Annotated in this window: 20 protein-coding genes and 1 pseudogene; 6 read left to right on the top strand and 15 right to left on the bottom strand. The window is 64.4% G+C overall.

What is annotated here, in order from left to right:
* Positions 1 to 40: 40 nt before the first annotated feature.
* Both QM467_RS01625 and QM467_RS01630 read left to right on the top strand, forming a co-directional pair.
* The gene (locus QM467_RS01625; RefSeq protein ID WP_283364533.1) at positions 41 to 730 is read left to right on the top strand and encodes a Crp/Fnr family transcriptional regulator; all 690 of its coding nucleotides are present in this window, start codon (positions 41 to 43) and stop codon (positions 728 to 730) included.
* 185 nt (positions 731 to 915) lie between these two features.
* Positions 916 to 1,689 carry an SH3 domain-containing protein gene (locus tag QM467_RS01630; RefSeq protein WP_283364534.1) on the top strand — a complete coding sequence of 258 codons (774 nt, stop codon included), beginning with the start codon at positions 916 to 918 and terminating at the stop codon, positions 1,687 to 1,689.
* Between the two features lie 149 nt (positions 1,690 to 1,838).
* Here the strand turns inward: QM467_RS01630 and QM467_RS01635 are convergent, their stop codons facing one another.
* From QM467_RS01635 to QM467_RS01650, 4 genes are read right to left on the bottom strand one after another with little or no spacing between them, the layout of a single operon-like run.
* Positions 1,839 to 2,771 (bottom strand): efflux RND transporter periplasmic adaptor subunit, encoded by a 933-nt coding sequence (locus tag QM467_RS01635; protein ID WP_283364535.1) that lies wholly within the window; start codon positions 2,769 to 2,771, stop codon positions 1,839 to 1,841.
* Positions 2,768 to 2,962, bottom strand: a complete 195-nt coding sequence (locus QM467_RS01640; protein ID WP_283364536.1) for a DUF1656 domain-containing protein — start codon at positions 2,960 to 2,962, stop codon at positions 2,768 to 2,770. The genes QM467_RS01635 and QM467_RS01640 overlap by 4 nt, the downstream gene beginning before the upstream one ends.
* Complete coding sequence (locus tag QM467_RS01645) at positions 2,959 to 5,091, bottom strand: FUSC family protein (RefSeq protein ID WP_283364537.1); 2,133 nt, start codon at positions 5,089 to 5,091, stop codon at positions 2,959 to 2,961. The genes QM467_RS01640 and QM467_RS01645 overlap by 4 nt, the downstream gene beginning before the upstream one ends.
* Positions 5,088 to 5,546, bottom strand: a complete 459-nt coding sequence (locus QM467_RS01650) for a MarR family winged helix-turn-helix transcriptional regulator (protein WP_283364538.1) — start codon at positions 5,544 to 5,546, stop codon at positions 5,088 to 5,090. The genes QM467_RS01645 and QM467_RS01650 overlap by 4 nt, the downstream gene beginning before the upstream one ends.
* 252 nt (positions 5,547 to 5,798) lie before the next feature.
* On the opposite strand from QM467_RS01650, the pseudogene ada reads away from it, so the two are divergent.
* A pseudogene (ada, locus tag QM467_RS01655) lies at positions 5,799 to 6,817 on the top strand (bifunctional DNA-binding transcriptional regulator/O6-methylguanine-DNA methyltransferase Ada).
* A gap of 13 nt (positions 6,818 to 6,830) precedes the next feature.
* Here the strand turns inward: ada and QM467_RS01660 are convergent.
* The gene (locus QM467_RS01660) at positions 6,831 to 7,487 is read right to left on the bottom strand and encodes a pyridoxamine 5'-phosphate oxidase family protein (RefSeq protein WP_283364539.1); all 657 of its coding nucleotides are present in this window, start codon (positions 7,485 to 7,487) and stop codon (positions 6,831 to 6,833) included.
* A 188-nt stretch (positions 7,488 to 7,675) separates the two neighbouring features.
* On the opposite strand from QM467_RS01660, the gene QM467_RS01665 reads away from it, so the two are divergent.
* A complete protein-coding gene (locus QM467_RS01665; protein WP_283364540.1) occupies positions 7,676 to 8,830 on the top strand; it encodes a hypothetical protein in 1,155 nt (384 codons plus the stop codon).
* Positions 8,831 to 8,961: 131 nt separating this feature from the next.
* Here QM467_RS01665 and QM467_RS01670 read toward each other — a convergent pair whose 3' ends face one another.
* The 7 genes from QM467_RS01670 to QM467_RS01700 form a co-directional block, all read right to left on the bottom strand.
* Positions 8,962 to 9,756 carry a TonB family protein gene (locus tag QM467_RS01670; RefSeq protein ID WP_283364541.1) on the bottom strand — a complete coding sequence of 265 codons (795 nt, stop codon included), beginning with the start codon at positions 9,754 to 9,756 and terminating at the stop codon, positions 8,962 to 8,964.
* Positions 9,753 to 10,205, bottom strand: coding sequence for a TonB system transport protein ExbD (gene exbD, locus QM467_RS01675; protein WP_283364542.1), 453 nt, complete (start codon positions 10,203 to 10,205; stop codon positions 9,753 to 9,755). Before exbD ends, QM467_RS01670 begins: the two co-directional genes overlap by 4 nt.
* A gap of 3 nt (positions 10,206 to 10,208) precedes the next feature.
* Entirely contained in the window at positions 10,209 to 10,907 is a 699-nt protein-coding gene (gene exbB / locus QM467_RS01680; RefSeq protein ID WP_342395089.1) for a tonB-system energizer ExbB, read from the bottom strand.
* Between the two features lie 31 nt (positions 10,908 to 10,938).
* Positions 10,939 to 11,622: a Fe2+-dependent dioxygenase gene (locus QM467_RS01685; protein WP_283364543.1), complete on the bottom strand. Its 684-nt coding sequence runs from the start codon at positions 11,620 to 11,622 to the stop codon at positions 10,939 to 10,941.
* Between the two features lie 13 nt (positions 11,623 to 11,635).
* The gene (locus QM467_RS01690) at positions 11,636 to 14,101 is read right to left on the bottom strand and encodes a TonB-dependent receptor (RefSeq protein ID WP_283364544.1); all 2,466 of its coding nucleotides are present in this window, start codon (positions 14,099 to 14,101) and stop codon (positions 11,636 to 11,638) included.
* A gap of 37 nt (positions 14,102 to 14,138) precedes the next feature.
* The gene (locus QM467_RS01695) at positions 14,139 to 14,378 is read right to left on the bottom strand and encodes a hypothetical protein (RefSeq protein WP_283364545.1); all 240 of its coding nucleotides are present in this window, start codon (positions 14,376 to 14,378) and stop codon (positions 14,139 to 14,141) included.
* Positions 14,379 to 14,695: 317 nt separating this feature from the next.
* Positions 14,696 to 15,763, bottom strand: a complete 1,068-nt coding sequence (locus QM467_RS01700) for a potassium channel family protein (protein ID WP_283364546.1) — start codon at positions 15,761 to 15,763, stop codon at positions 14,696 to 14,698.
* Positions 15,764 to 15,955: 192 nt separating this feature from the next.
* Here QM467_RS01700 and QM467_RS01705 point away from each other — a divergent pair, with 192 nt between their 5' ends.
* A complete protein-coding gene (locus QM467_RS01705; RefSeq protein WP_283364547.1) occupies positions 15,956 to 17,422 on the top strand; it encodes a hypothetical protein in 1,467 nt (488 codons plus the stop codon).
* A gap of 9 nt (positions 17,423 to 17,431) precedes the next feature.
* Here QM467_RS01705 and QM467_RS01710 read toward each other — a convergent pair whose 3' ends face one another.
* Positions 17,432 to 17,770, bottom strand: coding sequence for a hypothetical protein (locus tag QM467_RS01710; protein ID WP_283364548.1), 339 nt, complete (start codon positions 17,768 to 17,770; stop codon positions 17,432 to 17,434).
* A 277-nt stretch (positions 17,771 to 18,047) separates the two neighbouring features.
* Here QM467_RS01710 and QM467_RS01715 point away from each other — a divergent pair, with 277 nt between their 5' ends.
* Positions 18,048 to 19,412, top strand: a complete 1,365-nt coding sequence (locus QM467_RS01715; protein WP_283364549.1) for a DEAD/DEAH box helicase — start codon at positions 18,048 to 18,050, stop codon at positions 19,410 to 19,412.
* A 75-nt stretch (positions 19,413 to 19,487) separates the two neighbouring features.
* Here the strand turns inward: QM467_RS01715 and QM467_RS01720 are convergent, their stop codons facing one another.
* Together QM467_RS01720 and QM467_RS01725 are read right to left on the bottom strand one after the other, a co-directional pair.
* The gene (locus tag QM467_RS01720) at positions 19,488 to 20,027 is read right to left on the bottom strand and encodes an adenine phosphoribosyltransferase (protein WP_283364550.1); all 540 of its coding nucleotides are present in this window, start codon (positions 20,025 to 20,027) and stop codon (positions 19,488 to 19,490) included.
* A gap of 51 nt (positions 20,028 to 20,078) precedes the next feature.
* A complete protein-coding gene (locus QM467_RS01725; RefSeq protein ID WP_283364740.1) occupies positions 20,079 to 21,011 on the bottom strand; it encodes a ribose-phosphate pyrophosphokinase in 933 nt (310 codons plus the stop codon).
* Positions 21,012 to 21,096: the final 85 nt, after the last annotated feature.

Raw genomic sequence — 21,096 nt, forward strand, 5'->3', positions numbered from 1 at the left:
CATCGTATTTGTCCGAAATCGGACAAAGCGGGAGGCCTTTATGAGGGCAGTCAGCAAGGCTCGCGCCGAGCAGATCATGAGCGAACGCGGCTGGCTGCCGTTGGTGCCCGAGGCGTTCCGGACGGAAGTGCTGCGGCGCTCGGTTTTGATGCGCTTTGCTCCGGGCGACACGGTGTTTCGCCTCGGCGATCCTGCGGGCGGAATTTACGGGCTTGTAACGGGCACTGTTAGCATCAGCTTTGCTCAGACCGGCGCTACGCCACGGTTGATCCTTCTCGGGATCCCGGGGCACTGGACCGGCGAAGGCTGCTTTCTCACGCGAAAGCCGCGGCGAGCTGAAATCAGGGCTGTCGTCAAAACGACGATGCTGTATCTTCCCCTCGACTCGATGGATCAAATGGCGGCGCGCGATCCGACGGTGGTGCATCATGTCGCGCTCTTGCTGATGATGACGGTCGAGATCCTGTTCCGCGTGATAGACGATCTCCAAAGACCCGACGTGGACAGGCGGATCGCCTCGGTGCTTCAGCGCACCACCTGGATCGGAGAGGCGCCGATTCCGTTGACCCAGAGCGAGGTCGGCGTCATGGCGAACGCCTCGCGCAAGCAGGTCAACGCCGCGCTCAAGCGCTTCTCCGAGGCGGGATGGTTAACCAACACCTACCGCTCCATCCACATCACCGATCCGGAAGCGCTCCGCCGTTTTGCCGGGGGAGACGGCGCCGATTGACAGGGCGCTCGGTGAAAACACGACCATCGTTTTGCCCTCCTTGAAAATATTGACTTGGAGCGCTTTGTCCGGCGCCCGTTCGGTTCGAACGGCAGATGAAAACCGCTACTGAAGGTGTCTGGAAAACTCGGGGCTATTGCCGCCATAATGATGCGTCATCCGAACCGTTCGTTTTTGCGATATGAATGGTGATCGTCGGAGGAGGCGTTGCCGTGAAGCGTTTGGCGCCGGCAGTCCTGTTGATCGCTGTTCTGCAAGGCGGGGCTCGCGCAGAGCCCTGCGTCATCAATAACCCTTTTAACAGTCTGACGAACGTCAGGGCTGGCCCGCGCGGCGCCTCAATCCTGAAGAGGCTCAAGAACGGCGATCCAGTCCAATTCATCGCTTCGAGAAAAGATCAAACAGGCGGCGATTGGGGCCATGTCACATTCTCGGAAGCCGGCGCCACGGGCTGGGTGTTGCGCCAATATTTGGACTGCGCCCCACGGGAATCCGCCAAAATGGCTAATCATCCGACGTCGTTGTCAGAGCCGGCGGCGCCCGGTCCAGAGACGACTGCGACAGCGACAAGGCTTGTGAAACTGAAATGTGATCTCCACGGAGAATGTTCGGGATTAAGGCGTGGAATTTATAGCGACGATCATTCATGTCCGAGCGCGCTTGGCGTTTCAGATGGCGCTTACAAAATCATTCTTGATTATAGAGACGATGTCATAACGCTTATACACCCAGATAAGATGCAAACAATATTAGATATGGCGTGTGATGCTGATGATTGTCAAGGTATAAGCCGTGGAAAACATAAAACGACAAAATGGACACATGATTTATTATTGACGGAATCCAAAACAATTATTGACTATACGTATGAAGTCGCATCCGATTTTGGTGATGGCATTTCGTTCATGGTCACGCATATTTATCATGGAAGCTGTGCCCGTGAGCCGTCAGGCCGATAGTCGCCAGCTGACGACAGCGGCAATGTGGATGGACATTTTTTCAACGGGCGGCTCCTGAAGGAAGCGTCTCCATTTACGGAGGCGCGTCACGCGACTTCCATCAGGGGGCGATTTTTTCGAGATCGTCTCTTCCGACCGAGGCCGCGCGATCACAATTTCCGGGTCCAGAACCGGATGGCGAAGGCAAGGTCGTCCGCGAAGGTGGAGGGCTTGCCGACCTCAACCGTGGCGGTCATCCCCGCCGCAAGCGTGATGTCGGGCGGGACGCTGTCGATGGCGATCCGCACCGGGATTCGTTGCGCGAGGCGGACCCAGGTGAAGACCGGATTCACATTCGACAATTCGGCCATGGACCCGGCGGCGTTCTGGTCGGCGATCCCTCGGCTGACGCTGTCGACGCGTCCGGTCAGGATTTGATCGGGATAGCCCATCAAGGTGAAGCGCGCGCTGTCGCCGGGATGGACGCTGGCGAGCTGGGTCTCCTCGAAATAGCCGGCGACCCAGAAGGAATCGCTGTCCACGACCGCCAGAGCCGGCTGTCCGGCGGTGACATAATCGCCCTCGCGCAGCCGCAGATTCACGACATAGCCGTTGACGGGCGAGCGCACCACGGCGCGTTCGAGATCGATCCGCGCGCGTTCGAGCTGGGCGCGCGCGGCTTCCGTGGCTGCGGCGGCGACATTGGCGGCGCTTTCATAGCTTTCGCGGTCTTCGCGCGACACCGACAGTTCGGACAGCCGCGCGCGTCCATCGGCCTTGATCCGGGCGATGCGCAGGGAGTGGCTCTGGCCGTCCAGCGCCGCCTGCGCCTGGTCCCGCGCGATTCGGTAATTGCTGGGGTCGATTACGAACAGCACGTCGCCCTTGCGCACCGCCTGGTTGTCCTTGACCTTGAGCTCGATCAGTTTTCCGCTGACTTCCGGCGCGACCGTGACCGTCTCGACCCGCACGCGGCCGTCGCGGGTCCAGGGCGAGATCATGTAATGGCGCCAGAGGGCCGTCGCGCCGAGGACGGCGGCGATCAGCGCGCAGGCGGTCAGGCCGAAGCGAAGGAGGGAGCGAAGGCGGGAGAAGGGTTTCATGGCAGATACACGGTTGCTGAGAGAACGAAGACGAACAGGCAAAGCTCGAACAGGGCGGGGTGCCAGACCCGGGTGGACAGGCGCGCGCGCGCCAGCAGGCCGCGCAAGATGAAGAAAATAACCGCGGCGAATAAGAGGTCGCCGACGAAGGGCGCGACATAGACGCCGAAAAGGTTCAGCTCGTGGTTCATGCGCTTGCCGCCTGCTGAAAGAAGCGCGCGCGGCGCGCATAAAGTGTGGCGATGGACGATAGGGCGGCTTCAATCCGTATGGCGCGGGCCGCTTCTTCCGGCCGCTCGGATCGCCGGATTTCAAACCAGGCCCGCGCGGCGGCGAGCGCATCGAGCGCGTCGGAGCGGGACCGGCCCTCGGCGACGGGCCGGAGGCCGCTTTTGGCGACCGCCGCCGCCTCGGCGTCGGAGGCCAGCAGCATGCGCAGACGAAAAACCTCGCGGCCAAGGCGCAGGGCGTCGAAGGCGGCGCGCATGGCGGGATGGGCTTCGATATCGGCCGCCCGCAGGCGCGCGCTCAGCAGGCGCATGCGGTCATGCATCCGGCTCTCCCATTGGCGCGGGTCGATCGGCGCTTTGGAACGCAGCACGGCGAACAAGTCGCGCTGCAATTCGCGCAGCAAATGGCGCTTCAGGCGGCGGGCGTCCACCGGCAGCACGATCCGGTAGACCAGCGCCGTGACGATGCAGCCCAGAGTGATCGCGAAGGCGTTGTTGAGAAAGGCGATTGGATCGAAGACCATCGGATTGGAGGGCGCGAGCAGCGTGATCAGGAAGACCGTGAAGCCCTGCGCGAAAAAGGCCGCCGCCGGCGATGTCGCCGCAGCGGCGCCGAACGCCAGCGGCGGCGCGAGCCACATGGCGAGAAGGGCGAAGCTGTCGATCTGCGGCAGCACCCAAAGCAGATAGAACAGGCCGAGCAGCGCCGCCGCGGCCGTGCCCCAGGCGAATTGCACGAGATCCGAGGACGGGCGTTCGCGCAGGGCGAACAGGCCGATGGTCGGGACGACGCCCAGCATCATCATGGGGCCTTGCGGCCAGGCGAGGCCGATCCAGAGGGTTCCGGCGACGAGGACCGCGATGGCGGCGCGCGCCGCATTCAACCGGGCCCAGGCCCAATCCAGATGCGTCGCATTGCGGAGGACGCCGCCATCGCCGCGACCCGTTTCAAGCCGGATCAAACCCGCAAATCCCCGCGCCAGCACGTCGAGAAAATCGCCAAGCTTGTCTGCGGCGATCAGCGTCGCCTCGGTCAAGTCGCGCGCGTCATCCGCGCGTCCGGTGAAAAGAGCGTCCAGTTCATCGGAGAGGCGGCGCAATTCCGCCGCCACCTGTTCGAGCGCGCCCGGATCGCGGCGGGCCAAGGCGGCGTCGGCCCTGGCGAGAAGCGCATCCGCTTCGCGCGCCCAACCCGCCGCCTGCGTTTCCGAACAGGCCGGTTGAGCGAGAAAGTCGCGCAGTCCGGGCGCCGCGCCCAGGGCGCCATGCAACGCGGCGGCGGCGGCGCGCAGGGACGGCGCCGCCCCGGCGACCTCCGGCGTCTCCGCGACCGCGAAGCGGATCGCGTCATCGAGGCCGCCGAGCCGCATCCCGAGCTTGTGCAGGCGCGACGCAAGCGCGCCGCCCGGCCCGGCCTGAAGCGCGGCGCGGCCGACCGCGACAAGATCGGCCAGCAGATCCCACAGCAGGGCGTCAAGACGGCGTTGCGCCGTATGTCCCGTCAGAAGCGCGCCGACCAGGCCGGAAACAATGACGCCGAGCCCAACGGCGCCAAGACGCGCCATGGCGACGTAGAAAATGCTCTCCGGCGCATCCGCGGCGGGCAGCGCGATCAAGGCGACCGTATAGCCCGCCAGCACCGCGCCATAGGACCGATGGCCGCGCAACAGGGTGGACGCGGCCGTGCAGAGCGCCATCCAGACCGCGAGCCCGAGCAGAAACAGTTCGGGCGCCTGCGCGAAAAAGGCCATCAGCGTCAAAGCCGCGAGGCCGCCGAGGAGAGTTCCGCCGAGCCGGAAAAGGCTCTTTTCGAGGATCATGCCCTGCACCGGATTGGCCACCAGCATTACGGTGGTCAAGGCCGAATAAGGCGTGTCCAGCTGAAACAGGAAGGCGACCAACAGGGCGGTCAAGCCCGCGACCACCGTGCGCGCCGCATGCAGCGCCGCGGCGGGCGTGACAAGATGCGCGGCGAGCGCGCGCAAGCGGGCGATGGGCGCAATCAGCAGGGCCGCGACCGCCAGATGCGGCCAGTCTCGCGCTGAACTGGCGTCGCGATCGGCCGCGACGGGCGATGCAGCCAGCGTCATGCGCTATCCTTGAGGCTCTGCGCCAGATCCTGCAGCCGCTGCGCATTGTCGAAGATCTGGTCGAAAACCCGCATGCAGGTGGCGAGATCGCTTTCCGCGACCCCGGAAAGCAGCTCCCGGCGCACCCGTTTCGCGACATCCGCAGTCAATTGGTAGATTTCCCGGCCGGCGGGCGTCATGTGCAGGGTCTTGCCGCGGCGGTCGTGTGGATCGGTCCGGCGGGTGACGAAGCCCTGCTGCTCCAGGCGGTCGACGAGCTGGCCCAGCGAGGGGCGCTCCATTTCCAGCGTCTCCGCCAGATCCTTGGGGCGGACGCCATCGCCAAGCTCGCCGAGATAGAACAGGGGGCGACAGGTCGCGGAGGTCAGCCCGAAACGGGAGAGTTCAGCGTCCATGATCGCCCGCCAGCGGCGGGTGAGCAGGATCGCGCTATTGACGAATGCCTCGGGGGTCATGGAATGAGCCTAATGATAAGTGTCAATATCATTAGCTAACTAACTATATATTCGGGTCGGCCTTGTCAAGCCGTCATCAAGCGATCGCCTTCGCGGTTTTTTTCGATTAGGGAGCAAGGACCGGAGTGCGGCGAGGACCGGGCGCGCCTATCTTGCCGAGAGATTGGAAAGGCCGTCACGATGATCCGGACGATGGAAAATGCGCCGCCGTTTATAGAGGCCGCCCTGGACGACAACTTGTGCTGAGCCGCCGTGGCGGCGCGCGACGGCTCATTCGACGGCAGGTTCTATTATTCCGTGGCGACGACCGGGGTCTATTGCCGCCCTTCTTGCCCGTCGCGGCAGGCGAGGCGTGAGAATGTCCGTTTCCATGCGACGCGCGGCGCGGCGGAAGCGGCGGGCTTTCGCCCCTGCAAACGCTGCAAGCCGGACCTGGCGTCGTTGCGGGAGCGCCATGCGCGGTCAGTGGCGCAGGCCTGCCGCTTGATCGAGACCGCCGAGGAGCCGCCCGCGCTGGAGCGTCTCGCCGGGGCCGTCGGCCTCAGCCCTTATCACTTTCATCGCGTCTTCAAAGCTGTCGCCGGCGTGACGCCCAAGGCTTACGCGGCTGCCGATCGGCATAAGCGCGTCCGCGCCAATCTCAAGACAAGCGAGAGCGTGACCGGCGCTATTCACGACTCCGGCTTCAATTCGAGCGGCCGTTTCTACGCCAGATCGTCGGAAGCGCTCGGCATGACTCCGACGGATTTCCGCGACGGCGGCAGGGGCGTCGAAATGTGTTTCGCGATCGGGGAATGTTCGCTCGGTTCGATTCTGGTCGCGGCCACCGGCAAAGGCGTGGCGGCCATTTCGCTGGGCGACGATCCCGAAGCGCTGCTTCGCGAGCTGGAGGACAGCTTTCCAAAAGCGAAGCTGATCGGCGGCGACGCCGCGTTCGAGCGGATCGTCGCCGCGGTGGTCGGACTGGTCGAGCGGCCGGCGGGCGGCTTCGAGCTCCCGCTCGACGTGCAGGGAACCGCCTTCCAACACCGCGTCTGACAGGCTCTGCGCGACATCCCGGCCGGCGCGACGGCGACCTATGCGCAAATCGCCGAACGGATCGGCGCGCCGACGGCGGTCCGCGCCGTCGTCGGGGCTTGCGCGGCCAACAAGCTCGCTGTGGCCATTCCCTGTCATCGCGTCATCCGCAATGACGGTTCGCTGTCAGGCTATCGCTGGGGGTGGAGCGGAAACGCGCCTTGCTCGCAAAAGAGTCGGGTGAGTCGGAATGACGGCGGGCGCAGTCTAGGCTTTGCCCTGCGCCAGCAGCTCCACATAGGCCTCCATCGAAAGCTCCCCGCCTGCGCCCGCGACCTGCGCCCGATCCTGCGCGGGGATCGCCTCCTGCACAATGTCCAATCGCTTCCAGCCGGGCAGGGGCGCCTCGCGGTCCGGCTGGGGGACATATTTGGACTGCGCGAGTTTCTGGTGCGGATGGATGTAGCGGGGGCAATTGACCCAGATCGCCTCGACCGCGACGCCGACCAGGAATTCCGCGCCGGGGTAATTCTCCAGGAGCGGGTGATCGAACAGGATCTCGGCGTCGCCCTGCACGCGCAGACGGTTGGGCGTCTGGAAATCGATGAACAGCAGCCCGACTTGCGGAACGTTCATCAGGTTTCCGGCTGAATAATACATCCCGTTGCCGTCATACCAGGGGAAGACCAGCGTGGACGGGCCTGTGATTGTCACGAATCCGGGCGCCCCGCCCTTGTAGGAGACGGTTGGCCGGCCCGCCGTGTCGATTGTCGTGAGGAAGAACATGTCGAGCGACTGGATATAGGCGCTCTCTTCCTCCGAGAACGCATCATGGACGATGGCGTTTTCCATCAGGTCCGCCATCCGGCGCGAGTCGAACTTGTCCTGCAATTCCCGATGCTGGTCGGTGTAAAACTTCGACATCGCAAGTCGCCCCTGATCGATGCTGGCGGAACCCGGGTTCGCGCAATATGCGAGGATCCCATCGTCGGAAAAGAATTGGCAAGAGGCCGCTCCCGAAAGCAGCCGGGAAAGCGCAGGCTTTTTCATGGAAATCATTTAGGTTCATTGGACCTGTTGTCGGGCGCAGTAGCGCTCGATGCGATCACTTCATGCGATCACTTCGCCCTGACGCCCCCGGATTCCGCTCTCCGCTCGAATTAAGGAGAACGAACCGCCTCGCCGAATTGATCCTCCGCATTGTCAGAACCCTCGATTGCGAGGATCATATTCGCAATATCGAAGCGGATATCGCGATCATGACTTATCAGGTCGGCTATAATCCGGACGGGTCTTATCTGGCATTGGTCACCGGCGCCGACGCGCAGCCCTACAATTGGTATAATGCTTATTTCTCTGCGAGCGGACAGATAACTGGTTATTGGTTGGCAAATTCTGATGGAAGCTACACGTATGATGAAATAGACTATGATAATTCAAAGCCATATTCCTTGCTTCAGGTCGAAATCAACTCCAGCGGACAGGCCACGAGCGAGTTCACCAACAATCACGATGGAACGCACACCTCCGTGGTGTTCGATACGACTGATACACAGAGCTACGCCGCTTATTACGCGACGTTGAGCGCCTCCGGCCAGACGGAGAGCGTTTTTTTCCAGAACCACGACGGCACGGCTGGATCCGTCGCCTATGACTATGACAATAGCCAGACGTGGACGACTTTCACGGCCGATTACGTTGCCGGAGGCGCGCTCAGAGACGTCGCGTACAAGGACGACGGCGGAAGCGGCGTCTACGTCCAATACGACTATGACAATACGCAGAGCTGGAGCGCATATCAGAGCGTTTACGACGTGAACGGCGCTGTCATCCGGGAATATTTCGCCAATCGCGATGGCACGGCGCTATCGGTCGTGCACGATATTTACGATTCCGGGTTCAATTATGTTTTCGAAAACATAGCCACGCTGACCAATGCCCTGGGCGTCGTCCTCGACAAGGCGTGGAACGAGGCGAACGGGGCTCAATATAACGAAGAAAATGTCATGATTGGCGATCAAATCGATCCCGCCGCCGCGCCGAGAGTCACGATTTACGCTCCGGGGCATATCCTTGCGAAGGAATCATTCGGGACGCGTTTTTATTCTGCAACATACTATGATTGGAGCAACACGGAATACTGGTCGCAGGTTGTCGAGAATAATGGCGGGGAAACCATCCTTGACGACGACGGGTCGACAAGCCACTTTTATCGCGGCCAGCCAGGCTACATTAACTTCAGCCTGTATTACGGATTTCCGTTCTGAGATATCATGGCGATACGAATTCATTGTCGCATCACCATTTTGAAAACCTCGGCGGTGTAGGGCGCGCCCCGAGCCGATAGCCGACAATGGCGTCATTTGCTCGAAGGATCGCGCTGGCGCCGTCAGGGACTTCACATTTTCGTCTTCGAGCGAAAATTGACCGGCAGGTCGAAGGTCAGCTCATTGTCCGCGATTTCCGGCGGCGGCGGCGGGGTGGGATCGGCGCGCTTCATCATGGCGATCGCCGCCGTTTCGAAAATGGCGTCGCGTTCGCCCGGCGCGGCTTCCGCCTTGAGCAGATGGCCCATGCGGTCGATCCGAAAGCGCACGACGACGGTCGCGCTGCGTCCGCCGCCCTCGGCGGGATAGCGCTTGGCGCGGTCGAGATGGGCGACCAGCTTCTTTTGCCAGGTCATGCGCGCGAGCCGCGCCTGTTCGCCGAGGCCCGGCGCCGGGGCGCGCGCCTGCGTGGACTCGCGCGCCGCGAGCGAGCTTGGGGCGGCGGCGGCTTCGGACGCTTGCGCGGCTTCCGAAGCGGCGGTCGCGTTCTGCGTGACCTTGGGCTTGTCCTCGGTCGGCTTGTTGCGGGCCGGCGCGGCTTGCTGCTCCGCCTCTTCGGTGTCCAGCGCCTTGGCCTCGGGCAGGTCGCTTTCCTCGATCTTCTTCTCCTGCGCGAGCGCGGCGGCGGCGGCGGTCGAGCTGTCTGCCTCGGGGCCGGGCGGCAGGAAGGAAGGTTCACGATGCGGCGCCTCGAATTCCAGCGCGACCTCGGTCGCGTTCGCGCCCAACTCGCTGTCCTCGTCGGCGTCGGCGAGGCAAAAGGCGCCCAGCGCGACCGCGCCGCCATGCAGGAAGACGGCGGCTGTCGCGGCGATAAGCCAGGGCCAGGCGAGTCGGCGCTGCGGCTCGGCTGAGAAAATCTTCATGGCTGTCCTCCTGTCGCGGCCTGCCCTTTCCCCGCCTCCAGCGCCACCAGTGCGATCTTGGAATAGCCGGCGCCCTTGATCAGTTCGAGCACGGCCATCAGCTCGCCATAGGCCGCCGTCTTGTCTGCGCGCAGATAGATGCGGCGATCCTTCGCCTCGCCCGCTTCCTCTCCGATCCGGCGGACCAGATCCGCGCGGGCGACCTGCGCCTCGCCCACCGCCAGCGAGAGGTCTGCCTTGATGCTCACATAGATCGGCTTGTCCGGCTTTTTCTGGGGCGTGGCGCTGGCGGTCGGCAGGTCGATCGGCAGGTCGACCGTCGAGATCGGCGCCGCCACCATGAAGATGATCAGCAGGACGAGAATGACGTCGATGAAGGGCGTGACATTGATGTCATGCGCTTCGGCGAAATCGTCGTCGCCTTCGCTGGAAGGAATAGACGCGGCCATGGCTCAGGCCTTTTCCACGGCCAAGGGCATCGCCGAGGGCGCGTCGAGGCGGTCGAGATCGCGCGACAGCAGCCGTCCAGCCGCGCCCGCGGCGCGCTGGACCAGTTCGAGATAGGCTTTGGACGCGCGGGCGACCGAATTGTAGAAAACCACCGCCGGAATCGCCGCGACCAGTCCGATCGCTGTCGCCAGCAGAGCCTCGGCGATGCCCGGCGCGACCACGGCGAGATTGGTGGTCTGGGCCTCGGAAATGCCGATGAAGCTGTTCATGATCCCCCAGACGGTGCCCAGCAATCCGACGAAGGGCGCCGTGGCGCCGATCGTGGCGAGAGCGCCGGCTCCGCGCCGTGTCGCAGCGGACTCCTCCCGGGCGATTTCCGAAAAGCGCGACGCCGCCCGTTCCTTGAGGCCGCTTTCGCGGGGCGCCCCAGCGGAAAGGCTGCATTCGCGCGCGGCGGCGTGCAGCAGGCGCGACAGGACATTGCTCTCGGCGCTCAGTTCCGCGCGGGCCTCGGCCAGGCTGCCGGCGCCGTCGATGCGCTGGAGCGCCTCGGTGAGGCGCCGCCGCGCGCGCCCGACCTCGGTCATTTTGGCGATGAACACCGTCCATGCGACGAGGGAGGCGCCGGCGAGAATCCCCATGACGGCTTTGACGAAGAGAGTGGCGTTGAGGAACATGATCCAGGGCGACAATTCATGCACGTCGGCGGCTCCGGGGCGTGAGAAAAAGCATTCAGGCTTCCGCATGGGCGCGGATGAGATTGTGATAGACGTGGCTGAGTTTCAGGGTTTCCGGCGCGTCGATTCCGAGCTTGCCGGCGACGCCCTGGATCGCCTGGTCGAGATCGAAGATCATCGCGCGGGCCTGCGGCTCGCGGATCATGCTCTGGATCCAGAAGAAGGAGGAGACCCGCGCGCCCCGCGTGACCGGCCGCACCAGATGAAGGCTGGACGCCGGATAGAGCACGAGATCGCCCGCGGGCAGTTTCACCTCATGCGCGCCGAACGCATCCTCGATCGCCAGTTCGCCGCCGTCGTAATCCTCGGGCTCGGAGAGGAAGAGTGTGGCCGAGAGATCGGTGCGAATGCGCAGGCCGGTCAGCGCGTCGCCGCGAATGGAATTGTCGACATGCAGGCCGAAGGAGGCGCCGGCGCCATAGCGATTGAACAAAGGCGGAAAAATATGGCGCGGCACGGCCGCCGCGATGAAGAGCGGATGGCCCGTCAGCGCGGAGACGATTTTTTCGCCCAGCCGGCGCGCCAGCGCGGAATCGGGGGGCAATTGCTCGTTGTTCTTGACGGTGGCGGACTGGGCGCCGGCGGTGTGGCGGCCGTCCTCCCATGCGGCAGCGTCCATGAGGCCGCGAAATTCCGCGACCTCATGTTTGGCGATGACTTCGGGAAAGCAGACCAGCACTTCGTCCCCTCCCTCAGAAGCGCGCGTTCAGCGTGAGAAGGGCGGTGCGGCCCGGCGCGACCATCACGAAGGGCGAGGTGCTGCGATAGAGCGAGTCGTAATAGAGTTCGTTGGTGATGTTGTTGACGGAGACCTTGGCGGTGAGCTCCTTCGCAACCTTCATTTCGACGAAGGCGTCGAAGCGCCAGTGCGCGGGCAGCACGGCGCCGGTATTCGCCGCCAGCGTCCCGCCGTAAATCTGGGACATGTAAGTCGCCTGGCCGCCGATCTCATAGGTCTTGTTGATCTCGTATTTGGTCAGGAGGTTGAAGGATTGATGGGCGATATTGGCCAAAGGCAAGCCGACATTGGTCAGATAGAGCGTTGTGTTCGCCGGCGCCGTATTGGAGGCGGTCACCTCCGATTGCATGAGGACGACGCCGCCGTTGACGCTCCATTCGGGCGTCAGCTTGCCGGCGATTTCCAGATCGACGCCCTGCACGCGATAGGCGGCGCCGGCGACGACGGTTTGTCCCACGGTCTCGCGCGCGTTGGTCTTGTCGGTACGGAACAGGGCGGCGGTGGCAAGCAGGTTGCGGTCAAACAATTCCCATTTGGCTCCGACCTCCATCGCGCGGTTGATTTCCGGCCCATAGACAAGATTGGTCGCGGTCGGGGACAGGCCGCCATAGGCGGAGCCGGTCGCGTCAAGTTCGGCGCCGACGGGATTGGAGGAGGTCGCGTAAGCCGCATAGAGGCTGACCGTCGGAATCGGCTTCAGGACCATGCCGCCATTGTAATTGAACAGGGTCGAATGGACCGAGTTCGCGCCCAGCGTGTTCGATGCGGTGATATGGTAATCGTCGAGACGGATGCCGCCGTTCAGCAGCAGCACGTCGTTATAATTGGCCGTGTCGATGAGATAGACGCTGCCGGTCGTGACGGGAACCGTCGTGGGGTTGCTGCCGAGCGTCCGGTCGAAATTCGGAAAGCCGATGAAGGCGGTCTGCGGGTAGAAGATATTGACGCCGCTCAGGGACCCGGAACTGGTAAAGCCGCTGCCGAAACCTTCCGAGGCCAGGCCGGTATAATTGTTGATCTTGACCGTTTCCTGCGCGATTTCCGCGCCGACGACGGCGGCGTGCCGGAAATCGGCGGTGTTGAAGCGGATGACCGCCTCGGTCTGGTCGGCGATGACGTCGGTGGTTTGAGAGCGGCTCTGCGGGTTGGCGGTTACCGTCCACTTCAAGGGATTGGGATCAGTGGCGACAGGGCGTTCGGCGAGGGTTCCGATATAGTCGAGCCTGGATTCCGCGATCCGCAGCTTGTTGCTGATCGTGACGGAATCATTGAGCTTATAGATGGAGTTGAGCGTTCCGATGTCCTGTTGGGCTTGTTGGAAATCGCGGGTGATGAAGCCATAGAAATTATTGCGGGACACGCCATATTCGGTGACGGGACCGCCGACGACTCCAAGATTCGCCCGGTAATAGGGCACGCCGAAATCGGGAATGCCGCTGAGATCGGTGTGGATGTAATTGCCGGTAAGGATGAAGGAGTCGGCCGGCGTCCACTTGAAGGCCGCGAAAGCGCCGTTGCGATTGTCCGTCGTGTAGTCGCGCCCCGAAACCTCGGCGCCTTGCAGCAGGCCGCCGGCCCGGACGGACAGGGTCGGGTTGATGACCTGGTTGACGTCGATCGTTACACGCTTGGTCATGTCGGTCCCATAAGTGGCTTCGACCGAGCGGAAATTGGTGTCGCCCGCCGCCTTGGGGACGATATTGATGGCGCCGCCGGCGGTGCCGCGCCCCGCATAGGATGAGCCGGGGCCGCGCAGGATCTCGACCTGTTCGGTGAAGAAGTTCTCGCGGATGCTGACGCCCGGGTCGCGCACGCCATCGATGAAAATGTCGTTGCGCGCGTCGAAGCCGCGAATGAAGAAGCGGTCGCCGAAGGCGTTGCCGCCTTCTCCCGCGCCCAGGGTGAGGCCGGCGGTGGTGCGAGCGACATCCCTTAGGCTGGTCGCATTCTTGTCGGCCAGAACTTCCTTGGAGAGAATGGTGATCGTCCGGGGCGTGTTGGCGACCGGTTCGGTGAATTTCTGCGAGGCGACGCGATCGGACAGGTAAGGCGCGCCCGGATGGGTGTAGGGGCTCGGACCCGGAAGATACTGGAGTGGATCGGTCGTCGCCGACGACTGGGAAGACGACGCGGGCGCGGCGGCCTGGGGCTTCTGCTGGCGGGCGACGTTGCGCAGGGCGGCGCGAGCGCGTTGTTGCGCGGCGCTGGGTTTGGCCGGAGTGGAGTGGCGGCGCGCGGCGGGGGCGTCGACAGTGAGGACCGGCAGCGACGAGGCCCGCTCCTCGGCCTCCGCTGCATCGGTCCATGCGGCGCCAGCAAGACAGGCCAGCGCCACCTGCACGCCGGGCTGCACGGCGGCAGCGAAGGGCCCGCGCAGGGAAAGCGGCGTCCGGATTGCTGAATTGACGGATAGCGTCATTGCGGGCTCCTTGAAATTTCGATGGCTGTGGCGCGGGTCAATCGGCGCTTGGCGCCTTCATCAGCGAGAACATTTCATCCACGGCCTTCAGGGCCTGCAGGCGGATCGGTTCGGAATCCTGATGTCCGGCGATGCGCACGCCCTGGATGACCGCTTGAATTTCGTCGCGGAAGTCGCTCAGGAAGCCGATCGGGTCGCGCGTCTCATTGGCGACGCGGGCGATCAGGCCGGTGAGCAGAATCTGGCAGGCGACCATCCGGCCATTGAGTTCGTTCATGTCGTGCGCTCGCCGCGTTTCCGTGGCGAGCGCCCCGCGGAGGCCGGGCGGGCGTGAATCATCGTTTTCGGGTGGCTAGGCGCCACGCGAATGAAAGGGGTCATTCGGCTTGTTCCGTTCGCGGATCGAGACGATCCCGATGAATTTCTGATTGACGGATTTCAGCCGCAATCTGGAAGCGCGGCAACAAAAAGGGCAAAGATTAGAAATATTCTAAATACAGGACGCGCCGACGCGCCGGCGCTGCGGCTATCCGGGCCTCGGAATTTCTCGTTTGGACTTCAATGGGCTTTCGACAAAGGTCCAGATCGGCGGCGTCAGGAGACTTCGCGCTCCCCCAGAGCCGCGGCCATGAACAGCTCTATGATTCGCTGCGCCTTTTCCGGGCGGCGCACCAGGGCGAGGCCGTCGCCTTCGCGGACCGCGATTTCGGAATCGGGCTGAAGAATCGACTCGCCATCCTGCCGCTCCAGCGCGACGACAAGGAAGGCGCCGGCGCCGAGCTCCTCGATCCTGCCGATGGTCAGGCCCGCGCAGGGGCTGCCCGATTCGGCGGTGACGACCTCGATGTCGAGGCCAAGGCTTTGAAGGTCGAGTGCGAGGCGGTCGAGATTGCCGCCGCGCGCCCGGGCGATCAGCCGGGTCATGTCGCGGTGGAGCAGCAGTTCGGCGACGCGCTCGGCGCCGATTCGGGCGGGCAGCACAACGCGATTGGCGCCGGCCTGGATCAGCTTGCGTTCGGTCGAGGGCAATTCGCCGCGCGCGATGATCGTCAGGTCGCGCTTGAGGCTGCGGGCGCTGAGCGTGATGAACACATTGGCGGCGTCCTCGGGTAGGACGGTGGCCAGCGCCCGGGCGCGGGTGACGCCAGCCTGCCGCATGATCTCCTCGTCGGTGGCGTCGCCATGGATGACATGATAGCCAGCCTTGCCGGCGGCGGCGATGCGCTCGTCGGAATGGTCGATCACCACGAAGGCGCCGCGGGCGGCCTTGAGTTCGTGGCAGAGCATCTGGCCGATCCGGCCGAAGCCGCAAACGATCACATGGCTGGAGAGCTTGTCGATGTCCTTTTGCATGCGTCGGCTTCCGAAAACCTGTTGGAGCTGGCTCGCCGTGATCAACTGAAACAGGCTGCCGGTGAAAAAGATCATGCCGGTGCAGCCCGCGACAATCAAAGCGATCGTGATTGCGCGGAGGCCGGGCGTATCGACGGGCGCCACCTCGCCATAGCCCACCGAATAGACGGTGAGAATCACCATATAGACCGCGTCGTTCAGGCTCCATCCCGAGGCGACATAGGCCGTCGTGGCCGTGGCTCCCACGACCAGCATGAAACCGACGCCCGCAACGAGATTGCGGAGCGGTGAGGCGAGAAACTGAACCATCGGGGTCCCAAATCCGGCGGGGGAAGCCTAGCGCGATCCATCCTGCCCGCTGAATGATCCATCGCAAGGCCCGCGGTCAAATGATTTTCGCCCGGACGCGCATGACCATCTTGCAAACGCCGGGTTAAGCGGGCGGCAACCAGGCTCGGCTAGGCTTCCGGCGCGGTTCCGGCCCCTCAGGCGAAAGCGGTCATGAAATACAGATGGAGTCTAGGCCTGCTGATCGCGATTGGCCTCGTCCTGCGCGCGCTTGCCGCGCGCGGCGATCTCTGGGTCGATGAAATCTGGACGCTCGCGCTGGTCACCCCGCTTAAGAATGGTTTCGAGGTGTTCTGGAACATCTCGCATGACAACAACCATTTCCTCAATTCGCTGTGGATGTTTCAATGGGGGCAGGACGCCAGCTCCCTGCTTTACCGCCTGCCGTCGATTCTCTGCGGCGCGGCGTCCGTCGCCGTCGCGGCCAGGATCGGGTCGCGCGACTCGCCGGCGGCGGGGCTGATCGCGGCTTTTCTCGTCGCTGTCGCCTTTCCCTTCGTCAACTACGGGTCGGAGGCGCGCGGCTATGGCGCGCTCATTCTCGCCATGCTGGTCGCGCTTGACGCCTTCGAGCGCGCCGCGCCGCTGCTGGGGGGCATCGACGCTCAAACAGAGCCGGGACGCTCGGAACTGCGGCGCCAGAGCTGGATCATGGGGCTGGCCGTGGGCCTCGGCGCGCTCGCCCATCTCGAAATGCTGATCGGCGCCGCGACCCTGGGCCTGACCGCGCTCGTCCGCGCCCTCGCCGAGCCGCCGCGCGACGAAGCGCCGCGCCGCCTCCGGGCGACGGTGAAATTTTTCCTGCCCGCGCTGGTCCTGACCCTTCCCGCGATCGCGGCGGTGGCGTCCGGCATTGTGATGCACGGCGTGACCATTGGCAGCCTTTCGCGCGAAACGGGCGCTTTCGCCGAGGGCTATGGCGGATTGCTGGCCGCGCTGGCTGGGCTGCCGGCGACATTTCCTGGATGGCTCGCGCTGCTCATTACCGCGCTTGGCTTCGCCGCGGCGGCGCTCGCGGGCTGGCTCCCTTTTTCACGCGCCTTGCTCGTCCTGTGCGGCCTCATCGTCGCGCCTGCGGCGATCTTCCTCGTCAATCCGCCGAATTTGCAGTTTCCGCGCTATTTCCTCGTTTTCGGCGTGATCTTCGTGGTGGCGCTGGCCGCGCTGGCGGCGCGCCTGTGGGAGACGCCTCGGGGCAGGGCTTTCGTCTGCCCCGCCGCCCTGCTGTTTTGCATCGGACAGGCGATCCTGCTTCAGCCGCTCCTGCGCGGCGGACGGGGCGAAGCCTCGGCCATGATCGCGATCATGGCCGAGCAGCCGCATGCGACCTATGCGTCGCAGATCAGGCGCGCGTCGGAATATGTGCTTGATTATTACAGCCGTCGCGCCGGACTGGACCTGCGGCGCGTTCCCCCGCCTGCGACCTGCGCCGGGCGGCCTGACTTTTATATCATCGGGGTTCCGATTGACCTTCCGATCGCGGAGGAAAAAGTGACGCTCGGGCCGGAGGCCTGTCCTACCCTCTTCGTTCAGGCGCTCGATGCGCCGGGGTCGTCCTTTTCCGGCATGCATTGGCGGCTGTTTCGTCCGGCCCTGCGGTCGGCGGCGGATGTCCGCTGAGCGGTCCCGCTACTTCAGCAGGATGATGAAGCTCTGGCTGCCGTCAGGGCGCTGCGCCTCCAGACGGCGCATGCCGAGATAGCGGGCGATGCGCAGCTGGTCGCCTGTCTTGAACCGGGCGCATTGCCCGGTGGCGGCCTGCTCGGACAGAAAGCGCTCCGCCGCTTCTCGGCTTTCCTCGATAGAGAGGTCGATCCAGCGCTTGATCAGGTTCGGGTCCTTGCAGCCGAACTGCGGGCCCTGGAGGACGCAGACGTCGCCGACCTTGCAATCGGGCTGGGCCAAAGCGGGCGCCGCCGTCGCGGCGATCAGGACGAACAAGGCTCGCGAGAACGACATATATGACATGGGGCGAGGGTTCTGGTTCCGGGATTTCCACTTTCTCGCCCCGCAGGCTTGCGCGAAGCCTGCGGCGCCGGTTTGCTTTTCCTCGCCGGATCGGGTATGAGACGAGCGCTGCATTGCAGCATGAAGAGGCGCCGGCGCATAGGACGGTAACGCGTCGCCCGGCCCCAATCCGCCTCTATGGCCGACAGCCCAATCTATGCGGGGCCGTCTTCGACAACGCCGCATCCAGCGTCGCGCTTTCCCGCGCGCCGTCGCGGCCCGAAATGTAAGATCCCAAGTGACCACATTTTCTGAGCTCGGCCTTGCCGAGAACGTTTTGCGCGCCCTCACCAGCGAGGGCTATGTCCATCCCACCCCAATCCAGGAGCAGGCGATCCCGCCGCTGCTCCAGGGCCATGACCTGCTCGGCATCGCCCAGACCGGCACCGGCAAGACCTGCGCCTTCGCCACGCCGCTGCTGACCCGGCTGCAGCAATTCCCGCAGGCCGTGCGGCCCAAGCAGACGCGGGTGCTGGTGCTCGCCCCGACCCGCGAACTCGCCGCCCAGATCGGCGAAAGCTTCCGCGCCTATGGCCGCCACGCCAATATGCGCGTCGCGGTGATCTTCGGCGGCGTCGGCTTCGGCCCGCAGCTCAAGGCGCTGCAAGGCGGGCTCGACGTGCTCGTCGCCACGCCCGGCCGTCTGCTCGACCATCTGGCGCAGGGCAATCTGCGGCTCGACAACACCACCGCCGTGGTGCTGGACGAAGCCGACCACATGCTCGATCTCGGCTTCCTGGTTCCGATCCGGAAGATCTTCGCCAAGCTGCCCAAGACCCGGCAGACCCTGTTCTTCTCCGCGACCATGCCGAGCGAAATCGCCACGCTGGCCGGCGAAATGCTGCACAATCCGGTCAAGGTCTCGGTGGCGCCGGTCGCCAAGACCGCCGACCGCGTGGCGCAGCGCGTGATTCTGGTCGAGGGCTCGGGCAAGCGCGACGCGCTGATCCAGTTGATGAAGAATCCGGATTTCAGCCGCTCGATCGTGTTCACGCGCACCAAGCGCGGGGCCGACCGCGTCGCGGGCTTTCTCAACGACGCTGGCTTTTCCGCCGACGCCATCCACGGCAACAAGAGCCAGAACCAGCGCATCCGCGCGCTTGACGGCTTCAAGAGCGGCCAGGTCGGCGTGCTGGTGGCGACCGATATCGCCGCGCGCGGCATCGACGTCGACCAGGTCAGCCATGTCGTGAATTTCGAGCTGCCGGAAGTGCCGGAAAGCTACGTCCACCGCATCGGCCGCACGGCGCGCGCCGGCGCGGAAGGCGAAGCCATTTCGCTCTGCGACAACAGCGAGCGCGCCTATCTGCGCGCCATCGAGAAGCTCACCAAGCAGAGCATCCCCGTCACCGACCTGCGGCTGAACCCGCATGCGCCGGAAGAGGCGCCCCCGGCGCGCGGAAAGCCGCAGGGCCGTCCGGCGCATCGCCCCGACGACCGTCGCGGTCCGGCGCCGACGCGTCACGGCGACTCCCGTCGCGAGCACGGCCGCCAGCACGAAGCCAATCGCCCGGAGAGCCGCAGCGAGCGTCCGCGTCCCGCGGGCGGCGGCCAGCGCCCGGCGCGCAGTGGCGGCGCTTCGCGCAATGGCCCGCGCGGATGAGGATACAGAAAGGCCGGGGAAAACCCCGGCCTTTCCTCTTTTGTGACGCTTGAACCAGGAAAGCCGGCGACTTTTCTAGTGCCCTTCAAACGCCACCAGCGAGCGCACCGGCACGCCGAGGTCGCGGATTTTCTGGGCGCCGCCGAGTTCCGGCAGGTCAATCACGAAACAGGCCGCGATGACATCCGCGCCCATCTGGCGCAGCAGTTTCACCGCGCCTTCGGCGGTGCCGCCGGTGGCGATGAGATCATCGACCAGCAAAACCTTTTCGCCCGGCTTTACCGCGTCGCGGTGCATCTCCATCTCGTCCACGCCATATTCGAGGCTATAGGCCACCGAAACCGTGACATGGGGCAGCTTGCCCTTCTTGCGGATCGGGATAAAGCCGGCGGAAAGCTGATGCGCCACCGCGCCGCCAAGGATGAAGCCGCGCGCCTCCATGCCCGCGATCTGGTCGATCTTCCGGCCGGCGAAAGGCTGCACCAGCTCGTCTACGGCGCGGCGGAAGCTGCGCGCGTCGCCCAGCAGCGTAGTGATGTCGCGGAACATGATGCCCGGCTTGGGATAGTCGGGAATGGTGCGGATGATGGCCTTCAAATCAGTCTCGAACGTCATGGCGGCGTCGGCTCACTTTTGCGGGAATGGCGACAGCGCGGAAACACGCCGTCAGTCGAACAGGCTGGAGACGCTTTCTTCCTTGGCGGTGCGGGCGATGGCCTCGCCGATCAAGGGCGCGATGGTGATGACGCGGATATTGCTCGCCACGCGCACGGCCTCGGTCGGCAGGATGGTGTCCGTGATGACCAGCTCCTTCAGCCGCGACGACGAAATGCGCGCCACGGCGCCGCCCGAGAGCACGCCATGGGTGATATAGGCGCGAACGTCCTTGGCCCCCGCCTGCAGCAGGGCGTCGGCGGCGTTGCACAGGGTTCCGCCGGAATCGACGATGTCGTCGACGAGGATGCAGTTCTTGCCATGGACGTCGCCGATGATGTTCATCACTTCCGATTCGCCGGCGCGTTCGCGGCGCTTGTCGACGATGGCCAGCGGCGCATTGATGCGCTTGGCGAGCGCGCGGGCGCGCACGACGCCGCCGACATCCGGCGACACCACCATGACATTGGTAAGATCGAGCTTGTCCTGAATGTCCCGAACGAGAACCGGCGCGCCATAAAGGTTGTCGGTCGGAATGTCGAAAAAGCCCTGGATCTGGCCGGCGTGGAGATCGACCGTCAGCACGCGGTCGGCGCCGGCGCGGGTGATCAGATTTGCCACCAGCTTGGCGGAAATGGGCGTGCGCGGGCCGGGCTTGCGGTCCTGCCGGGCGTAGCCGAAATAGGGGATGACCGCCGTGATGCGCCGCGCTGAGGCGCGCCGCAGGGCGTCGGTCATGATCAACGCCTCCATCAGATGGTCATTGGTCGGCGCCGAGGTGGACTGCACGATGAAAGCGTCTTGCCCGCGCACGTTTTCCTGGATTTCGACGAAGATTTCCATGTCGGCGAAGCGACGCACCTGACATTTGGTCAGCGGCACGCCAAGATAGGCTGCGATCGCTTCGGTCAGGGGGCGATTGGAATTGCCCGCCAGAATTTTCATTGCACCAGCCATGACGCTGCCTTTGCCTTGCCCGACTTGGGGCGCGTCTTAGCAGGGGGTTGAACAATGAACAATACGACTGGGG

The organism is Rhodoblastus sp. 17X3 (assembly GCF_030056575.1).
Classification (GTDB): Bacteria; Pseudomonadota; Alphaproteobacteria; order Rhizobiales; family Beijerinckiaceae; genus Rhodoblastus.